Raw genomic sequence first — 17,373 nt, 5'->3', positions numbered from 1 at the left:
CGGCCGTTCATACGCGACGGCGAAATTCGGTGTCACCGATCCGGCCGGCGATCCGGCCGTCCGCACGGTGGCGCCGCGACCTCGTCCCCGACCTTGAGGGTTCCCGGCCCATGCCCCCCACGCTCGCCTCGCTCGTCCAGCACTCGGCGCTCAAGCTCACCGTGCGAGCGGGCGCGGACCGGCTCGGCACCCCCGTGCGCTGGGCCCACGCCAGCGAGCTGGCCGACCCCGTCCCGTACATGGACGGCGGCGAACTCCTCCTCGTGACCGCCACCAATCTCGACGCCGACGACCCCGAGTCCATGCGGCGCTACGTGCGGCGGCTGGCCGGGGCCGGGGTCGCCGGGGTGGGGTTCGCGGTCGGGGTGAACTACGACGACATCCCGGCCGCCCTCGTGGAGGCCGCCGAGGAGGCCGGGCTGCCGCTCCTCGAAGTCCCCCGCCGCACCCCGTTCCTCGCCATCAGCAAGGCCGTCTCCGCCGCCATCGCCGCCGACCAGTACCGCGCGGTCACCGCCGGCTTCGAGGCCCAGCGCGAGCTGACGAAGGCCGCGCTCGCCGGGGACGGGCCCGCCGACCTCCTCGCCCGGCTCGCCGCCCACATCGACGGCTGGGCCGCGCTGTACGACACCTCCGGCGCGGTCCTCGCCGCCGCCCCCGACTGGGCCGCCCGCCGCGCCGCCCGCCTCACCCCCGACGTCGAGCGGCTCCGGGACCGCCCCGCCCCCGCCAGCATCGTCGTCGGCGACAGCGAGGACCGGGTCGAGCTCCAGTCGCTGGGCTCCGGCCGCCGGGCCCGCGGCGCGCTGGCCGTCGGCACGGGAGCGGCGCTCGGGACCGCCGAGCGCTACGCCGTGCACTCCGCCGTCGCCCTGCTCACCCTGACCACCGCCCGCTCCCGCTCACTCCAGGGTGCCGAGCAACGCCTGGGCGCCGCCGTCCTGCGCATGCTGCTCGCCGGGCAGCCCGACCACGCGCGGGCGGTCGCCGGCGACCTCTACGGCGGGCTGCTCGACGCCCCGTTCCGGCTGCTCATCGCCGAGGCCTCCGCGCCGACCGGATTCGAGCTGCTCACCGAGACGATGGAGGCCGCCGCCGCCCGTACCGGCGAGGCGTTGCTCCTGGTCCCCGAGGCGGAGCGCGTCGTCGTGCTCGCCGCGGACGGCGGCTCCGCCGTCGCCGCCTGCGCCGCCTACGCCGAGGCCCAGGACGACCGCGCCCCGCGCGAGGGCGGCGCCGAGGACAGCGACGTCGTGGTCGGCCTCTCCGCCCCCTCGGGCCCGATCGCCGTCTCCGCCGCGTACAAGCAGGCCGAACAGGCCCTCTCCGTCGCCCGCAGGCGCGGCAGGGCGCTGGTCGAGCACGAGGAGCTGGCCACCGGCTCGGTGCTGCCGCTGCTCGCCGACGACGCGGTACGGGCCTTCGCCGACGGCATGCTCCGCGCGCTGTACGAGCACGACGCCAAGGGCCGCGGCGACCTCGTGGCCTCCCTGCGCGCCTGGCTCTCCCGCCACGGCCAGTGGGACGCCGCCGCCGCCGACCTGGGCGTGCACCGGCACACCCTGCGCTACCGGATGCGCCGCGTCGAGGAGATCCTGGGCCGCTCGCTGGACGACCCGGACGTCCGCATGGAGCTGTGGCTCGCCCTCAAGACGACCGAGGCGGCGGCGCCCGCCGGGGAGTAGCCCCAGGGCCCACCCGCGAGCCCTGGCCAAATCGGAGCAGCGGACGCCCGTCCCACTCCACCCCGGACAAACACGATCGCGGCCTCCCCGCCCTACCGTGGGACCACAGAGGGAAGCCTCCCGGGCGCCCACGACCTTCGTCACGACTTCGGTCACGACTTCGGTCACGACCTCCTCACGACAACCTCCTCACGACCTCCGAAGGGCCGGAACCTCCATGACTTCGCCCCACGCCTTCTGGGTGGCCGGCCGCCAGGCCACCGGTGCCGACAGCTTCGACGTCACCAACCCGTACGACGGACGCCTCGTCGGCACCGTCAGCGTGCCGACCGACGCCCAGGTCGAGGAGGCCGTCGCCGCCGCCCACGCGGTGCGCGACGAGTTCGCCGCCACCCCGGCACACGTACGGGCCGCTGCCCTCGACCACGTCGTACGGCGGCTGACGGAGCGCACCGAGGAGATCGCCCAGCTGATCTCGGCGGAGAACGGCAAGCCGGTCAAGTGGGCGCGCGGCGAGGTCGGCCGGGCCGTGTCCGTGTTCCGGTTCGCCGCCGAGGAGGCCCGCCGCTTCAACGGCGGCGAGGCCCAGCGGCTCGACACCGACCTCGGCGGCACCGGCCGCCTCGGGCTGACCCGGCGCTTCCCGCGCGGGGCCGTCCTCGGTATCGCGCCCTTCAACTTCCCGCTGAACCTCAGCGCCCACAAGGTCGCCCCGGCCATCGCCGTCGGCGCCCCGATCATCCTCAAGCCCGCCCCGGCGACCCCGATCTCCTCCCTCATCCTGGGTGAGCTGCTCGCGGAGACCGACCTGCCGGCCGGTTCCTGGTCCGTCCTGACGGTCCCGAACGACAGGATGCCCGCCCTCGTCCAGGACGAGCGGCTGCCGGTCATCTCCTTCACCGGCTCGGGCCCGGTCGGCTACGCGATCATGGAGTCGGTCCCCCGCAAGCACTGCACCCTGGAGCTCGGCGGCAACGGCGCGGCCGTCGTCCTCGGCGACTACGCCTCGGAGGCGGACCTCGACTGGGCCGCCACCCGGATCGCCACCTTCTCCAACTACCAGGGCGGCCAGTCCTGCATCTCCGTTCAGCGCGTCATCGCCGACGCCACCGTCTACGACCGGCTCGTCCCCAAGATCGTCGCCGCCGTCGAGGCCCTGGTCACCGGTGACCCGGCCGACGCCGCCACCGACGTCGGCCCCCTCGTCAGCGAGGACGCGGCCAAGCGCGTCGAGTCCTGGGTCGACGAGGCCGTCCAGGGCGGCGCCCACCTGCTCACCGGCGGCAAGCGCGACGGGGCCACCTACGCCCCGACCGTCGTCGCCGGCCTCCCCGACGGTGTGAAGCTCTCCCGCGAAGAGGTCTTCGGCCCGGTCATGTCCCTCCAGAAGGTGGACGGCGAGGCCGAGGCGTTCGCCGCCGTCAACTCCTCCCCGTACGGCCTCCAGGCCGGTGTCTTCACCCACGACCTCCAGACCGCTTTCCGCGCCCACCGCGCCCTGGAGGTCGGCGGCGTGATCATCGGCGACGTCCCCTCCTACCGCGCCGACCAGATGCCGTACGGCGGCGCCAAGCAGTCCGGCGTCGGCCGCGAGGGCGTCCGCTACGCCATGGACGACTACACCTACGAGCGTGTCCTGGTCCTCACCGGCCTCGCCCTGTAACCCCCCGGACGCCCCCCGCCCGCGCCCCCGCCTGGACAGCGGGTGCGGGCGGAGGCGCGAAACGGACGGCCCGAACCCGACTGTGCGGGGGTTCGGGCCGTCCGCGTTGCCGCGCGCGGACACTCGTGCGGGTGCCGAACCACGGGTACACGGGTTACATACGGACCAGGAGCAGCCCAGTAGCAGCAGCGACTAGCAGTCCGTGCGTCCAGGTCCCGGGGTCCATCCGTCCGGTGGCGCGCGGCGAGGTGAGGTCCCGCATGTCCGCACCGCACAACACCCCCCAGGCCCCCATGGCGCCCAAGGTCACCGAACGCGAGGCCCGACGGGTCGCCGAGGCAGCCCGGGAGCAGGACTGGCGCAAGCCCAGCTTCGCCAAGGAGCTGTTCCTGGGGCGCTTCCGCCTCGACCTGATCCATCCGCATCCCCTGCCGCCGCCCGACGACATCCGGCGCGGCGAGGAGTTCCTGGCGCGGCTGCGCACGTTCTGCGAGACGCACGTCGACAGCGCACGGATCGAGCGCGAGGCGAAGATCCCCGATGAGGTGATCGCCGGGCTCAAGGAGCTGGGCGCGCTCGGGATGAAGATCGAGACCAGGTACGGCGGGCTCGGCCTCACCCAGGTGTACTACAACAAGGCGCTCGCCCTGGCCGGCTCGGTCAGCCCCGCGATCGGCGCGCTGCTCTCCGCGCATCAGTCGATCGGCGTACCGCAGCCGCTGAAGATCTTCGGCACCCAGGAGCAGAAGGACGTCTACCTGCCCCGGCTGGCCACCACCGACATCTCCGCCTTCCTGCTGACCGAGCCGGACGTCGGCTCCGACCCGGCCCGCCTCGCCACCTCCGCGGTGCCCGACGGGCCGGACTACGTCCTCGACGGAGTGAAGCTCTGGACCACCAACGGCGTCGTCGCCGACCTCCTCGTCGTCATGGCCCGGGTCCCCGCCTCCGAGGGCCACCCCGGCGGCATCACCGCGTTCGTCGTCGAGGCCGACGCCCCCGGCGTCACCGTCGAGCACCGCAACGCCTTCATGGGGCTGCGCGGCATCGAGAACGGCGTCACCCGCTTCCACCGGGTCCGGGTGTCCGGCGCCTGCCGGATCGGGCCCGAGGGCTCCGGTCTGAAGATCGCCCTGACCACTCTCAACACCGGCCGCCTCTCGCTGCCGGCGATGTGCGTGGGCGTGGGCAAGTGGTCCCTGAAGATCGCCCGCGAATGGTCCGGAGCCCGGGAACAGTGGGGCAGGCCCGTCGCCCGGCACGAGGCGGTCGGCGCGAAGATCTCGTTCATCGCGGCCACCACCTTCGCCCTGGAGGCCATCGTCGACCTCTCCTCACAGATGGCCGACGAGGACCGCAACGACATCCGCATCGAGGCCGCCCTCGCCAAGCTGTACGGCTCCGAGATGGGCTGGCTGATCGCCGACGAACTGGTCCAGATCCGCGGTGGCCGGGGTTTCGAGACCGCCGCGTCGCTGGCCGCCCGCGGCGAACGCGCCGTGCCCGCCGAGCAGATGCTCCGGGACATGCGGATCAACCGGATCTTCGAGGGCTCCACCGAGATCATGCACCTGCTGATCGCCCGCGAGGCCGTCGACGCCCACCTCAAGGTCGCGGGCGACATCATCGACCCCGACAAGCCGCTCTCCGCCAAGGCGAAGGCGGGCGCGAACGCCGCCGGGTTCTATGCCCGCTGGCTGCCCAAGCTCGTCGCCGGGCCGGGACAACTGCCGCGTACGTACGCCGAGTTCCACCCTGCCGGGCACCGCGACCTCTCCGGTCACCTCCGGTACGTCGAACGGTCCTCGCGCAAGCTGGCCCGGTCCACGTTCTACGCCATGTCCCGCTGGCAGGGGCGGATGGAGACCAAGCAGGGCTTCCTCGGCCGGATCGTCGACATCGGGGCGGAACTCTTCGCGATGAGCGCCGCCTGCGTCCGCGCCGAGCACCTGCGCGGGGCGGGGGAGCACGGCCGCGAGGCCTACCAGCTCGCGGACGCCTTCTGCCGGCAGGCCCGCATCCGGGTCGAGGAGCTGTTCACGCGGCTGTGGTCCAACACCGACGACCTCGACCGGCGCGTCGTCGACGGCGTCCTGGCGGGGACGTACACCTGGCTGGAGGAGGGTGTCGTCGACCCCAGCGGCGAGGGCCCCTGGATCGCGGACGCCACCCCGGGCCCTTCCGTACAGGAGAACCAGCACCGCCCGGTGCGCTGAACCCCGGGGCCGGCCTGGGTGCGTCCACACACCGGACGCACCCCGGCCTGCCCGCCCGTCGCACGTACGACGACCCCGGCCGCGTACGCAAGACGTTCCCGCGCTCCACGAGGTGTTCCCGGACTTCGCGGACGGCCTCGTGGCGCGCTGACGGGAGGGGGCGGCGCGGCCCACACGGGACGCGCTGTCCCCGCACACAGCCGGAGCGGCAACAATGGGGGCATGAGCGACAGCCCCGCCCCCCTCGCCGATCCGCATCTCGTCTTCGACGCCGCGGACGGCCGCCGGGATCTCGTGATCCTCGGCTCCACCGGGTCCATCGGCACCCAGGCCATCGACCTGGTCCTGCGCAACCCCGACCGCTTCCGGGTCACGGCGCTCTCGGCCGCCGGCGGCCGGGTCGCCCTGCTGGCCGAGCAGGCCCGCCGACTGCGGGTCGACACGGTCGCCGTCGCCGCCGAGAACGCGGTCCCCGCCCTGCGCGCGGCGCTGCGGGAGAGCTACGGGCCCGGCGAGCCGCTCCCCGAGATCCTGGCCGGACCCGACGCCGCCGCCACCCTCGCCGCGAGCGCCTGCCACACCGTGCTCAACGGCATCACCGGCTCCATCGGGCTCGCCCCCACCCTGGCCGCGCTCGAGGCGGGCCGCACGCTCGCCCTCGCCAACAAGGAGTCGCTGATCGTCGGCGGCCCGCTGGTGAAGGCGCTCGCCGCCCCCGGCCAGATCATCCCGGTCGACTCCGAGCACGCCGCGCTCTTCCAGGCGCTGGCCGCCGGCACCCGCGCCGACGTCCGCAAGCTCGTCGTCACCGCCTCCGGCGGACCCTTCCGGGGCCGTACGCGCGAGGAGCTGGCAGACGTCACCCGGGAGCAGGCGCTCGCCCACCCGACCTGGGCGATGGGACCGGTCATCACGATCAACTCCGCGACCCTGGTCAACAAGGGCCTGGAGGTCATCGAGGCACACCTCCTCTACGACATTCCGTTCGACCGGATCGAGGTCGTGGTCCACCCGCAGTCCTACGTGCACTCCATGGTCGAGTTCAGCGACGGCTCCACGCTCGCCCAGGCCACCCCGCCGGACATGGGCGGCCCCATCGCGATCGGCCTCGGCTGGCCCCAGCGCGTCCCGGACGCCGCCCCCGCCTTCGACTGGACGAAGGCGTCCAGCTGGGAGTTCTTCCCGCTGGACACCGAGGCCTTCCCGTCGGTCGGCCTGGCCCGGCACGTGGGCGGGCTCGGCGGCACCGCGCCGGCCGTCTTCAACGCCGCGAACGAGGAATGCGTGGACGCTTTCCTCGCCGGACAGCTGCCCTTCAACGGAATCATGGATACGGTCACCGCTGTGGTGTCCGAACACGGCACCCCCGCCCCGGGAACCTCGCTCAGCGTCGCGGACGTCCTCGAAGCGGAAACGTGGGCCCGCGCACGGGCCCGGGAACTCTCGGCGAAAGCGACAGCGGAGGCGCGCGCATGAGTCTGACCTCGGTCCTGCTGACGGTCCTGGGGATCGCCGTCTTCGTCGTGGGCCTGCTCTTCTCCATCGCCTGGCACGAGCTGGGCCACCTCTCCACGGCCAAGTTGTTCGGCGTCCGGGTCCCTCAGTACATGGTCGGCTTCGGCCCGACGATCTGGTCGAAGAAGAAGGGCGACACGGAGTACGGCATCAAGGCCATCCCGGCCGGCGGCTACATCCGGATGATCGGGATGTTCCCGCCGGGACCCGACGGCCGGCTCGAAGCCCGCTCCACCTCGCCCTGGCGCGGCATGATCGAGGACGCCCGCTCCGCCGCCTACGAGGAGCTGGAGCCGGGCGACGAGAAGCGGCTCTTCTACACGCGCAAGCCGTGGAAGCGCGTCATCGTGATGTTCGCCGGCCCCTTCATGAACCTGATCCTCGCGGTCGCCATCTTCATGGGCGTCGCGATGACCTTCGGCTTCCAGACACAGACCACCGAGGTCGCCGGCGTCCAGCAGTGCGTGATCTCGCAGAGCGACAAGCGCGAGACCTGCAAGGACGGCGACCCGGTCTCGCCCGCCAAGGCCGCCGGCCTCCAGGAGGGCGACCGCATCGTCGCCTTCGACGGGAAGAAGGTCGACGACTGGGCGACGCTCTCGGACCGCATCCGCGAGACCATCGGCCCCGCCACCCTCGTCGTCGAGCGCGACGGCAAGGAAGTGACCCTCGACGCCGTCCTGCGCGAGAACGCCGTCGCGAAGAAGGACGGCAACGGCCAGGTCGTCCCGGACCAGTTCATCAAGGCGGGCTACCTGGGCTTCGCCGCCCGGACCGAGATCGTGCCGCTCTCCTTCGCCGACTCCACCGTCCGCATGGGCGACATGATCGAGAACGGCGTCGACTCGATCATCGCCCTGCCGTCCAAGATCCCGGCCCTCTGGGACGCCGCCTTCAGCGACGGCCAACGGGCCGACGACTCACCGGTCGGCGTGGTGGGCGCGGCCCGGATCGGCGGCGAGGTGATGAACCTCGACATCCCGGCGCAGAACCAGGTCGCGTTGATGCTGTTCCTGCTCGCGGGCTTCAACCTGTCGCTGTTCCTGTTCAACATGCTGCCGCTGCTCCCGCTGGACGGCGGGCACATCGCGGGCGCGCTCTGGGAGTCCCTCCGGCGCAATCTGGCCAAGGTCTTCCGGCGCCCCGACCCCGGCCCGTTCGACGTGGCCCGGCTCATGCCGGTCGCCTATGTGGTCGCCGGACTCTTCATCTGCTTCACGCTGCTGGTCCTGGTGGCCGACATCGTGAACCCCGTCAAGATCTCCTGAGCGGCCGGACCGCCCCCAGGTGTCGGCCGGGCACACACCCCGTGTCCGGCCGCTCACCAACGGGTGGACTTGTCGACAGGGTGCGTCCGTCCCGCCTCCGGTGCCGTAACCTCGAAGGCTGGAGCCCGCCGATCTCGGGACCTTGATCCACACCTTGGGGATGCACAGCGCATGACTGCGATTTCTCTCGGAATGCCGGCCGTTCCGACCAAGCTCGCCGACCGAAGGGTCAGCCGACAGATCCAGGTCGGCACGGTCGCGGTCGGCGGCGACGCGCCCGTCTCCGTGCAGTCGATGACGACGACACGCACGTCGGACATAGGCGCCACGCTCCAGCAGATCGCCGAGCTGACGGCATCCGGCTGCCAGATCGTCCGCGTCGCGTGCCCGACGCAGGACGACGCCGACGCGCTCGCCACGATCGCCCGGAAGTCGCAGATCCCGGTGATCGCCGACATCCACTTCCAGCCGAAGTACGTCTTCGCCGCGATCGACGCCGGCTGCGCCGCGGTCCGGGTGAACCCGGGCAACATCAAGCAGTTCGACGACAAGGTCAAGGAGATCGCGAAGGCGGCCGCCGAGACCCGCACCCCGATCCGGATCGGCGTCAACGCCGGCTCCCTGGACGCGCGGCTCCTGAAGAAGTACGGCAAGGCCACCCCCGAGGCCCTCGTCGAGTCGGCCCTGTGGGAGGCGTCCCTCTTCGAGGAGCACGGCTTCGGCGACATCAAGATCTCGGTCAAGCACAACGACCCGGTCGTCATGGTCAACGCCTACCGCCAGCTCGCCGCCCAGAGCGACTACCCGCTGCACCTCGGCGTCACCGAGGCCGGACCGGCGTTCCAGGGCACCATCAAGTCGGCCGTCGCGTTCGGCGCGCTGCTCTCCGAGGGCATCGGCGACACCATCCGCGTCTCCCTCTCGGCCCCGCCGGTCGAGGAGGTCAAGGTCGGCCTCCAGATCCTGGAGGCGCTCAACCTCAAGCAGCGCCGCCTGGAGATCGTCTCCTGCCCGTCCTGCGGCCGCGCCCAGGTCGACGTCTACAAGCTCGCCGACCAGGTCAGCGCCGGCCTGGAGGGCATGGAGGTCCCGCTCCGCGTCGCCGTCATGGGCTGCGTCGTCAACGGCCCCGGCGAGGCCCGCGAGGCCGACCTCGGCGTCGCCTCCGGCAACGGCAAGGGCCAGATCTTCGTGAAGGGCGAGGTCATCAAGACCGTCCCCGAGTCGAAGATCGTCGAGACCCTCATCGAAGAGGCCATGAAGATCGCCGAACAGATGGAGAAGGACGGCATCCCGTCCGGCGAGCCCGAGGTCTCCATCAGCTGACCCGCGCCGTACCGGCCCACCGCCGCCCCGCCTGGCCCCGCGCCCGGTGGGGCGGCGGCGCGTCCGAGGACCGGCCCCGCTCGGACCACAGCCCCGCCCGGAGACCGTCTTCCGGACTCGAGCGGCGTGCGACAGGCTCGTCGGTTAAAGTGCGGAAATCAGCAGACCGCATGGTGAGGCCCCCTCGTGTTGACGCAGACCACCACCCGGGTCCTCGAACCCAGCGACCTCCAAGCAGCGCTCGCCATCCTGGAGAGCGAGCCCGTGGCCAACGCCTTCGTGACGTCCCGCGTGCAGGTCGCGGGACTCGACCCCTGGCGCCTCGGCGGCGAGATGTGGGGCTGGTACGCCGACGGGATGCTCCGCTCCCTGTGCTACTCCGGCGCCAACCTCGTCCCCATCTGCGCCGGCCCCGAGGCCGTCCGCGCCTTCGCCGACCGGGCCCGCAGGGCCGGCCGCCGCTGCTCCTCCATCGTCGGCCCCGCCGAACCCGCCACCCAGCTCTGGCGGCTCCTCGAACCCAGCTGGGGCCCCGCCCGCGAGGTCCGCGCCAACCAGCCCCTCATGGTCACCGAGAGCCTCTCCGCCGACGTCACCCCCGACCCGCTCGTCCGCCGCATCCGCAAGGACGAGACCGAGGTCCTGATGCCGGCCTGCGTGGCCATGTTCACCGAGGAGGTCGGCATCTCCCCGCTCGCCGGCGACGGCGGACTCCTCTACCAGGCCCGCGTCGCCGAACTCATCGGCAGCGGCCGCTCCTTCGCCCGCATCGACGACGGCAAGGTGGTCTTCAAGGCGGAGATCGGCGCGGCCACCCCACAGGCCTGCCAGATCCAGGGCGTCTGGGTCGCCCCCGAACACCGCGGCAAGGGCCTCTCCGAAACGGGCATGGCCGCCGTCCTGCGCTACGCACTCGCCGACGTCGCCCCCGTCGTCAGCCTGTACGTGAACGACTACAACACCCCCGCCCGCAAGGCCTACCGCCGGGTCGGCTTCCGCGAGGTCGGCGCGTTCATGAGCGTCCTGTTCTGAACCGTCCCGCGCGCTCCACTGCCACGCGCGTCCTGTTCTGAACCGTCCCGCGCACCCGCCCCGGGAACGCACGGTTCTGACCGCCCGCCCCGGCCAGTAGGGTTCCCGCATGGCAGCAGCAGTCCCCGGAGAAGGCCCCGCAGCACCCGACGCCGAGATCGGCCCCGTCGACCTGGCCGCCCGCGTCGACGAAGCCCTGTGCGTCCAGGCGGCCGCCTTCGGACTGAGCCAGGACGAGATCGACGTACGCCGCCACATCGTCCTCAGACACCTGGAGCACCCCCACGCCCGCGCACTCGGCGCCATCACCCCCGACGGACGGCTCGTCGGCTTCGTCTACGGGCTGCCCAACGACCGCGCCCAGTGGTGGTCCACCGTCGTCGAGCCCTATCTGCGGGCCACCGGCTCCGACGGCTGGCTGGACGACTCCTTCGTCATCACCGAACTCCACGTCCACCCGGACCACCAGCGAAGCGGCATCGGCCGCACCCTGATCACCGCCATCACCGACGCCGTCGACCATCCCCGGTCGATCCTCTCGGCGATCGACAAGGACAGCCCGGCCCGCACCCTGTACCGCTCGCTGGGCTACCGCGATCTGGCCCGCCAGGTCGTCTTCCCGAGCGCCCCGCAGCCCTACGCGGTCATGGGCGCGCCCCTGCCCCTGCTGCGCGCGAGGCCCCGGGCCTGAATGGATTTCCGCCAGCCCGCACCGCCCGGCTAACCTCGGGCTCACCACCCTTGCGAGCAGGAGTTCATCATGGCCCAGGTCCAGCGCATGTCCCGATTGATGGTCAAGACACTGCGCGACGACCCGGCGGACGCCGAGACGCTCAGCCACAAGCTGCTGGTCCGCGCCGGGTACGTCCGCCGCAACGCGGCCGGCATCTGGTCCTGGCTGCCGCTCGGCAAGAAGGTCCTGGACAACATCTCCCACGTGGTCCGCGAGGAGATGGACGCCATCGGCGCCCAGGAAGTCCTGCTGCCCGCCCTGCTGCCCAAGGAGCCCTACGAGGCGTCCGGCCGCTGGGAGGAGTACGGCGACCTGCTCTTCCGCCTCAAGGACCGCAAGGGCGGGGACTACCTCCTCGGCCCCACCCACGAGGAGATCTTCACCCAGACCGTCAAGGACCAGTGCACGTCCTACAAGGACCTGCCGGTGATGCTCTACCAGATCCAGACGAAGTACCGCGACGAGGCCCGCCCCCGCTCCGGCGTGCTCCGCGGCCGCGAGTTCCAGATGAAGGACTCGTACAGCTTCGACACCACCGACGAGGGCCTCGCGCACTCCTACGCCCTGCACCGGGCCGCCTACATCAAGATCTTCGAGCGCCTCGGCCTGGACCACCGCATCGTCTCCGCAGTCTCCGGCGCGATGGGCGGCTCCGCCTCCGAGGAGTTCCTCGCCCCCGCCGCCGCCGGCGAGGACACCTTCGCGGACTGCCCGAACTGCGACTACGCCGCCAACACCGAGGCCGTGACCTTCGCGCTCGCCCCGGTCGACGGCTCGGCGCACGGCGCGGTCGAGGAGCTGGACACCCCCGACACCCCGACCATCGAGACGCTCGCCGCGCACCTGGGCGTCCCCGCCTCCGCCACCCTGAAGAACCTGCTGGTCAAGGTGGACGGCGAGATCGTGGCCGTCGGCGTCCCCGGCCACCGCGAGGTCGACCTCGGCAAGCTCGGCGAGCACCTGGCCCCCGCCGTCGTCGAGCTGGTCACCGCCGAGGACTTCGCCGGCCGCGACGACCTCGTACGCGGCTACGTCGGCCCCCAGGGCCTGGAGAAGGTCCGCTACCTCGCCGACCCCCGCGTCGCCCCCGGCACCTCCTGGGTCACCGGCGCCAACCAGGAGGGCAAGCACGCGAGGAACGTCGTCGCGGGCCGCGACTTCGAGGTCGACCAGTACCTCGACGTCGTCGTGGTCCAGGAGGGCGACCCCTGCCCCGAGTGCGGCACCGGCCTCACCCTGGACCGCGCCATCGAGATCGGCCATATCTTCCAGCTCGGCCGCAAGTACGCCGACACCTTCCAGCTCGACGTCCTCGGCCAGCAGGGCAAGCCCGTCCGGGTCACGATGGGCTCGTACGGCATCGGCGTCTCCCGCGCCGTCGCCGCCCTCGCCGAGCAGACCGCCGACGACAAGGGCCTGTGCTGGCCCCGCGAGATCGCCCCGGCCGACGTCCACGTCGTCGCCGCGGGCAAGGCCCTCCAGACGGAGCTGGCCCTCGACGTCTCGGAGAAGCTCAACGCGGCGGGCCTGCGGGTCCTGGTCGACGACCGCCCCGGCGTCTCGCCCGGCGTGAAGTTCACCGACTCCGAGCTGCTCGGTGTGCCCAAGATCCTGGTCGCCGGCCGCCGCTCCGCCGACGGCGTCCTGGAGCTGAAGGACCGCCGCACCGGTGAGCGCGAGGAGCTGACCGTCGACGAGGCGATCGCCCGCCTGACGGCCGACCTGGCCTGATCAGCGGCTGCGAAGGCCCCCGCGCGGGATCGCGCGGGGGCCTTCGCCGTACGTCGCGCGGCTACAGCCAGCCCGCGAACTCCAGGTTGACCTCGGCCATCTGCCGCCGTCCCTCGGCCAGCGCGCGGGTGCCCGACTCGACCGCCCGGAACAGCGTCCAGCCGTGCAGCCGCGCCTGCTCCACCTCCAGCGACTCCGCCAGCCTCTTGACCCGCCGCCGGGCCGTCACCGGGCCGCCGGGGGAGGCGATCAGATCCTCCACCCGGTCCCGCACCAGCCGCGCCAGGTCGTAGGCGCGCTCGCCCACCAGCGGCTCCGGACCCACCGTCAGCCACGGCGCCCGCTCCCCCGAGAACACCTTGCTCTGCCGGAAGTTGCCGTGCAGCAGCAGGAGTTCGGATGATCCCTCGACCAGCTCCGCCCGCGCCGCGAGCGCCGCCTCCACCAGCGGCGCCAGCTCCGGATCGGCCTCGGCGGCCGCCCGCATCCCGGCGCTCTGCCGGTCGGTCCGCCCGGCGACGCTCTCGAAGGCGTGCCCGGCCGGCGGCTCCACCCACAGCCGCCGCAGCGTGCCCGCCGCCTCCAGCAGCGCCTTGGCCTCCGGCAGCGAGCGCAGCGACACCTCGTGGTGCAGCCGCTCCAGCAGCAGCGCACTGGACGCGTCGAGCTCCGGCGCGTCCAGCGGCTTCACCGCGCCCCACCCGTTCCAGTGCTCCAGCGCCGCCCGCTCCAGCCCGGGTCCGGCGACCGGCGGGGCGATCTTCAGCGCCGCCGGGGTCCCGTCGGCCCGCCGCACCAGAACCACCAGGGAGCTGCGCCCGCCGGGGGCGGCCACCCGCTCCACGGTGAGGCCGCCCCCGGCGGTGAGCGCCTGCTCGGTCAGCGCGGGAAGCGCGTCCAGCCAGTCGGCCGCCGCGGCGTCCCCGTACATCTCACCGAGCGCGCGCACCAGGCGCTGCGGCGGTTCGAAACCCATACGTCGTGTGTTCCCTTTCCGGTTCTTCGTATCAGCGCGCGTTCCTCGTATCAGCGCGCGCCGTCCGCGCCGGCGGCCTCCACCGGGCCCGTCGCGGCCGGATCCGCACCGGCGGCCCGCTCGGCGAGCCCCGGAAAGGCTACGTTGCCGCCCCGCCAGCGGGCCGACCGCACCGCGGCCTCCCGCAGCGCGCCCGCCGCCTCCTTGCGGCGAGCACCCTCGGTGGCCCGTACGAGATCGGCGCAGGCGCCCGCGATCCGGTCCTCCAGCACCGCGGCCAGCCGTACCGCCGACGGGGAGTCCGTGACGGCGAACGGCAGCGCGTACGCGGCGTCCGAGGCCACCGGCCTCCCGCCGAGGTCGCGCACGGAGCGCGCCAGCGCGTCCCGGCGGGCCCGGTGCCCGTCGTACGCCGCGCGGGCCGCGGCCCCCCGCTTCCCGTCGAGGCGGCCGCCGAGCAGCCCGTAGCCGTACACCGCGGCGTGCTCGGCGGCCAGGGCCGCCTGGACGGCGGTCAGCTCGGGGGAGTCGGCGTCCTCCTCGGACGGCCGGACGGATCGGGTGCTCATGCGGCTGCCTCCTCGGCCAGTTCGGTCAGCAGATACGCGTGCGCCGCCGCGGCCGCCGCCACCGAGGCCAGCAGCCGGGCCAGCTCCGGCTCGACGTCCAGCAGGGCCCGGGCGTACGCGTCGGCCCGGCGGCGCTCGTCGGCGGCCAGCTCCCGCACCGCGGCCTTCGGGTCGGCGGACACGGGGCCGGGCGCGGCCGGAGGGGCGTCGGCTCGCGGGCCGCCCTTCGCGCGCGGCGGCGCCAGAGCCTTCCCGTGCTCCCGCGCGGCGGCCCGCAGGGGCGCCAGACCCGCGGCCGTCGCCGGATGCGCCTCGGCCACCAGGTCGTACCGGGCGAGCAGGAGGGCGCCGTCGCGCGCCGCCTTCTCGCGCACGGTCCTCCCGGCCTTGGCAGCGGCGGCCCGCGCGCCGGAGTGCGCGGGCTTCCCGCCGTCCGCCGCCTCGTCGCCGCCCCCGCAGCCGGTCAGCACCGCACCCAGGGCGAGGGCTCCCGTAACGGTGAGCGCCCCCCTGCGCGTCGTCCCCGTGCGCCGCACGTTTCTCCTTCGGGCCTGGACCGGTCCTGACAGGATCTGTCCTGATGTGATCACCGCAGGCGAGCGTACCCGCGGCCGAGCGGCGGGCGGACGGCAACACCCCTGGCGACCGGATACCCTTTGACCTGACGCACGACGATCCCCACAACAGCACACGCGGCCGAGGAGTCACCCGGATGAGCACCACCCAGAGCGAGAGGCTGCGCGGGTTGCTGGAACCGCTCGTCAGCGCGCAGCAGCTGGACCTCGAGGAGATCGAGGTGTCCCGGGCCGGCCGCCGAGGAGTGCTGCGGATCATCGTGGACTCCGAAGAGGGCGTGGAGCTGGACGCCTGTGCGGAGCTGAGCCGCGCGATCTCCGAGAAGCTGGACGAGACCGACGCGATGGGTGAGGGCGAGTACGTCCTCGAAGTCAGCTCCCCCGGCGCGGACCGCCCGCTGACCGAGCACCGCCACTACGTACGCGCCATCGGCCGGCTGGCCAGGTTCCACCTGGCCGGCGACGGCTCCGGTGAGCTGGTCGCCCGCATCCTCGCCGTCGACGAGGACGGGCTCGACCTCGAAGTGCCCGGCGTCAAGGGCCGCAAGCCCACCGCCCGCCGCCTCGCCTTCGACGAGATCGCCAAGGCGCGCGTGGAGATCGAATTCAACCGCAAGGACAAGAAGGAAGAGGAGGCGTAGCCGTGGACATCGATGTAAAGCTTCTGAAGGGCTTGGCGCAGGACAAGGAGATCCCCTTCGACGTGCTCGTCGGGGCGATCGAGTCGGCCCTCCTCATCGCGTACCACCGCACCGACGGCAGCCACCGCCGGGCCCGCGTGGAGCTCGATGCGAACGGCCACGTCACGGTGTGGGCCAAGGAGGACCCGGCCGACCTCGAAGAGGGCCAGGAGCCCAAGGAGTTCGACGACACCCCGTCCGGCTTCGGCCGGATCGCCGCGACCACCGCCAAGCAGGTCATCCTGCAGCGGCTGCGCGACGCCGAGGACGATCGCACCTTCGGGGAGTACGCGGGCCACGAGGGTGATGTCGTCACGGGCGTCGTCCAGCAGGGCAAGGACCCCAAGAACGTCCTGGTCGACATCGGCAAGATGGAAGCCATGCTGCCGGTCCAGGAGCAGGTCCCGGGCGAGGAGTACGTGCACGGCCTGCGCCTTCGTACGTATGTCGTACGGGTCGCCAAGGGTGTCCGCGGTCCGTCGGTGACGCTCTCGCGCACCCACCCCAACCTGGTGAAGAAGCTCTTCGCCCTGGAGGTCCCGGAGATCGCGGACGGCTCGGTGGTCATCGAGGCCATCGCCCGCGAGGCCGGCCACCGCACCAAGATCGCCGTGCGCTCCACCCGGTCCGGCCTGAACCCCAAGGGCGCCTGCATCGGCCCGATGGGCAGCCGTGTGCGCAATGTCATGGCCGAGCTGCACGGTGAGAAGATCGACATCGTGGACTGGTCCGACGATCCGGCCGAGATGGTCGCCAACGCCCTCTCGCCCGCCCGGGTGAGCGAGGTCGAGGTCGTCGACCTCGGCGCCCGTTCCGCCCGTGTCACCGTGCCCGACTACCAGCTGTCGCTGGCGATCGGCAAGGAGGGCCAGAACGCCCGCCTCGCCGCCCGCCTGACCGGCTGGCGCATCGACATCCGTCCGGACACCGAGACGGACGAGGAGCGCGAGAACGCCGACCGGGAGCGGGCCGAGCGGGCCCGGGAGCGCTCGGAAAGGCGTTGACCCGGAGGGGCTCCAGGGAATAGATCTGAGCGGTACGCCGCTGACATCACGACAACATCCGTTCGATTTTTGCCCCCAAGCGGCGAGGTCGGTACGGGGAGGTAGACTTAAACGTGTCTGGCCGGACGCAAGCCCGCGCTTGCCCCGAGCGAACCTGTGTGGGATGCCGGGAGCGAGCGGCCAAGAGCGAGCTACTGCGCATCGTGGTGGACGAGGGCGCCTGCGCCCCTGATCCACGCGGTACGCTGCCCGGCCGGGGTGCTTACGTGCACCCCGTCTCTGTCTGTCTCGACCTGGCGGTTCGCCGCCGGGCGTTCTCCCGGGCCTTCAAGGCCAAGGGGCCGTTCGACACCGCGGCACTGACGCGGTTCGTCGAGCGGGTTGCACCGTAAGAAAAGTG

15 protein-coding genes are annotated in these 17,373 nt (G+C 72.6%); 12 read left to right on the top strand and 3 right to left on the bottom strand.

Translation table 11 applies throughout. The features are described 5' to 3' along the window. Positions 1-110 precede the first annotated feature (110 nt). The 9 genes from N7925_RS08105 (at position 111) to N7925_RS08065 (ending at position 13,169) form a co-directional block, all read left to right on the top strand. Positions 111-1,685 carry a PucR family transcriptional regulator gene (locus tag N7925_RS08105; protein WP_265599023.1) on the top strand — a complete coding sequence of 525 codons (1,575 nt, stop codon included), beginning with the start codon at positions 111-113 and terminating at the stop codon, positions 1,683-1,685. 217 nt (positions 1,686-1,902) lie between these two features. Next, complete coding sequence (locus N7925_RS08100) at positions 1,903-3,348, top strand: aldehyde dehydrogenase family protein (protein WP_274343481.1); 1,446 nt, start codon at positions 1,903-1,905, stop codon at positions 3,346-3,348. A gap of 260 nt (positions 3,349-3,608) precedes the next feature. Continuing rightward, positions 3,609-5,564, top strand: coding sequence for an acyl-CoA dehydrogenase family protein (locus tag N7925_RS08095; RefSeq protein ID WP_274343480.1), 1,956 nt, complete (start codon positions 3,609-3,611; stop codon positions 5,562-5,564). A 222-nt stretch (positions 5,565-5,786) separates the two neighbouring features. Beyond that, positions 5,787-7,040 carry a 1-deoxy-D-xylulose-5-phosphate reductoisomerase gene (dxr, locus tag N7925_RS08090; RefSeq protein WP_265599020.1) on the top strand — a complete coding sequence of 418 codons (1,254 nt, stop codon included), beginning with the start codon at positions 5,787-5,789 and terminating at the stop codon, positions 7,038-7,040. Beyond that, the gene (locus N7925_RS08085) at positions 7,037-8,347 is read left to right on the top strand and encodes a M50 family metallopeptidase (protein WP_274343479.1); all 1,311 of its coding nucleotides are present in this window, start codon (positions 7,037-7,039) and stop codon (positions 8,345-8,347) included. The genes dxr and N7925_RS08085 overlap by 4 nt, the downstream gene beginning before the upstream one ends. Before the next feature lie 171 nt (positions 8,348-8,518). Further along, positions 8,519-9,673, top strand: coding sequence for a flavodoxin-dependent (E)-4-hydroxy-3-methylbut-2-enyl-diphosphate synthase (ispG, locus tag N7925_RS08080; RefSeq protein ID WP_265599018.1), 1,155 nt, complete (start codon positions 8,519-8,521; stop codon positions 9,671-9,673). A gap of 186 nt (positions 9,674-9,859) precedes the next feature. After that, on the top strand, positions 9,860-10,705 hold the full coding sequence (locus N7925_RS08075) for a GNAT family N-acetyltransferase (RefSeq protein WP_274343478.1): 846 nt from the start codon (positions 9,860-9,862) through the stop codon (positions 10,703-10,705). A 109-nt stretch (positions 10,706-10,814) separates the two neighbouring features. Next, a complete protein-coding gene (locus tag N7925_RS08070) occupies positions 10,815-11,396 on the top strand; it encodes a GNAT family N-acetyltransferase (protein ID WP_265599016.1) in 582 nt (193 codons plus the stop codon). 69 nt (positions 11,397-11,465) lie between these two features. Continuing rightward, positions 11,466-13,169 (top strand): proline--tRNA ligase, encoded by a 1,704-nt coding sequence (locus N7925_RS08065; protein WP_274343477.1) that lies wholly within the window; start codon positions 11,466-11,468, stop codon positions 13,167-13,169. A 61-nt stretch (positions 13,170-13,230) separates the two neighbouring features. Here N7925_RS08065 and N7925_RS08060 read toward each other — a convergent pair whose 3' ends face one another. The 3 genes from N7925_RS08060 to N7925_RS08050 are packed head-to-tail and all read right to left on the bottom strand — an operon-like array spanning position 13,231 to position 15,250. Continuing rightward, complete coding sequence (locus tag N7925_RS08060) at positions 13,231-14,145, bottom strand: aminoglycoside phosphotransferase family protein (protein WP_274343476.1); 915 nt, start codon at positions 14,143-14,145, stop codon at positions 13,231-13,233. 50 nt (positions 14,146-14,195) lie between these two features. After that, a complete protein-coding gene (locus tag N7925_RS08055; RefSeq protein WP_265599013.1) occupies positions 14,196-14,714 on the bottom strand; it encodes a ferritin-like domain-containing protein in 519 nt (172 codons plus the stop codon). After that, positions 14,711-15,250, bottom strand: a complete 540-nt coding sequence (locus N7925_RS08050) for a hypothetical protein (RefSeq protein ID WP_274343475.1) — start codon at positions 15,248-15,250, stop codon at positions 14,711-14,713. Before N7925_RS08050 ends, N7925_RS08055 begins: the two co-directional genes overlap by 4 nt. Before the next feature lie 176 nt (positions 15,251-15,426). Between N7925_RS08050 and rimP the strand changes: the two genes are divergently transcribed. The 3 genes from rimP to N7925_RS08035 all read left to right on the top strand — a co-directional run bounded on the left by rimP (position 15,427) and on the right by N7925_RS08035 (position 17,365). Next, complete coding sequence (gene rimP, locus N7925_RS08045) at positions 15,427-15,930, top strand: ribosome maturation factor RimP (protein ID WP_215107249.1); 504 nt, start codon at positions 15,427-15,429, stop codon at positions 15,928-15,930. Between the two features lie 2 nt (positions 15,931-15,932). Then, a complete protein-coding gene (nusA, locus tag N7925_RS08040; protein WP_265599011.1) occupies positions 15,933-16,973 on the top strand; it encodes a transcription termination factor NusA in 1,041 nt (346 codons plus the stop codon). A gap of 113 nt (positions 16,974-17,086) precedes the next feature. Continuing rightward, positions 17,087-17,365 (top strand): YlxR family protein, encoded by a 279-nt coding sequence (locus tag N7925_RS08035; protein ID WP_265599010.1) that lies wholly within the window; start codon positions 17,087-17,089, stop codon positions 17,363-17,365. Positions 17,366-17,373 lie beyond the last annotated feature (8 nt).

It is taken from the genome of Streptomyces sp. CA-278952 (assembly GCF_028747205.1).
Lineage (GTDB): Bacteria > Actinomycetota > Actinomycetes > Streptomycetales > Streptomycetaceae > Streptomyces.
The sequence above is the reverse complement of the archived record's forward strand: the minus strand, read 5'-3'. Positions and strand labels throughout refer to the sequence as shown.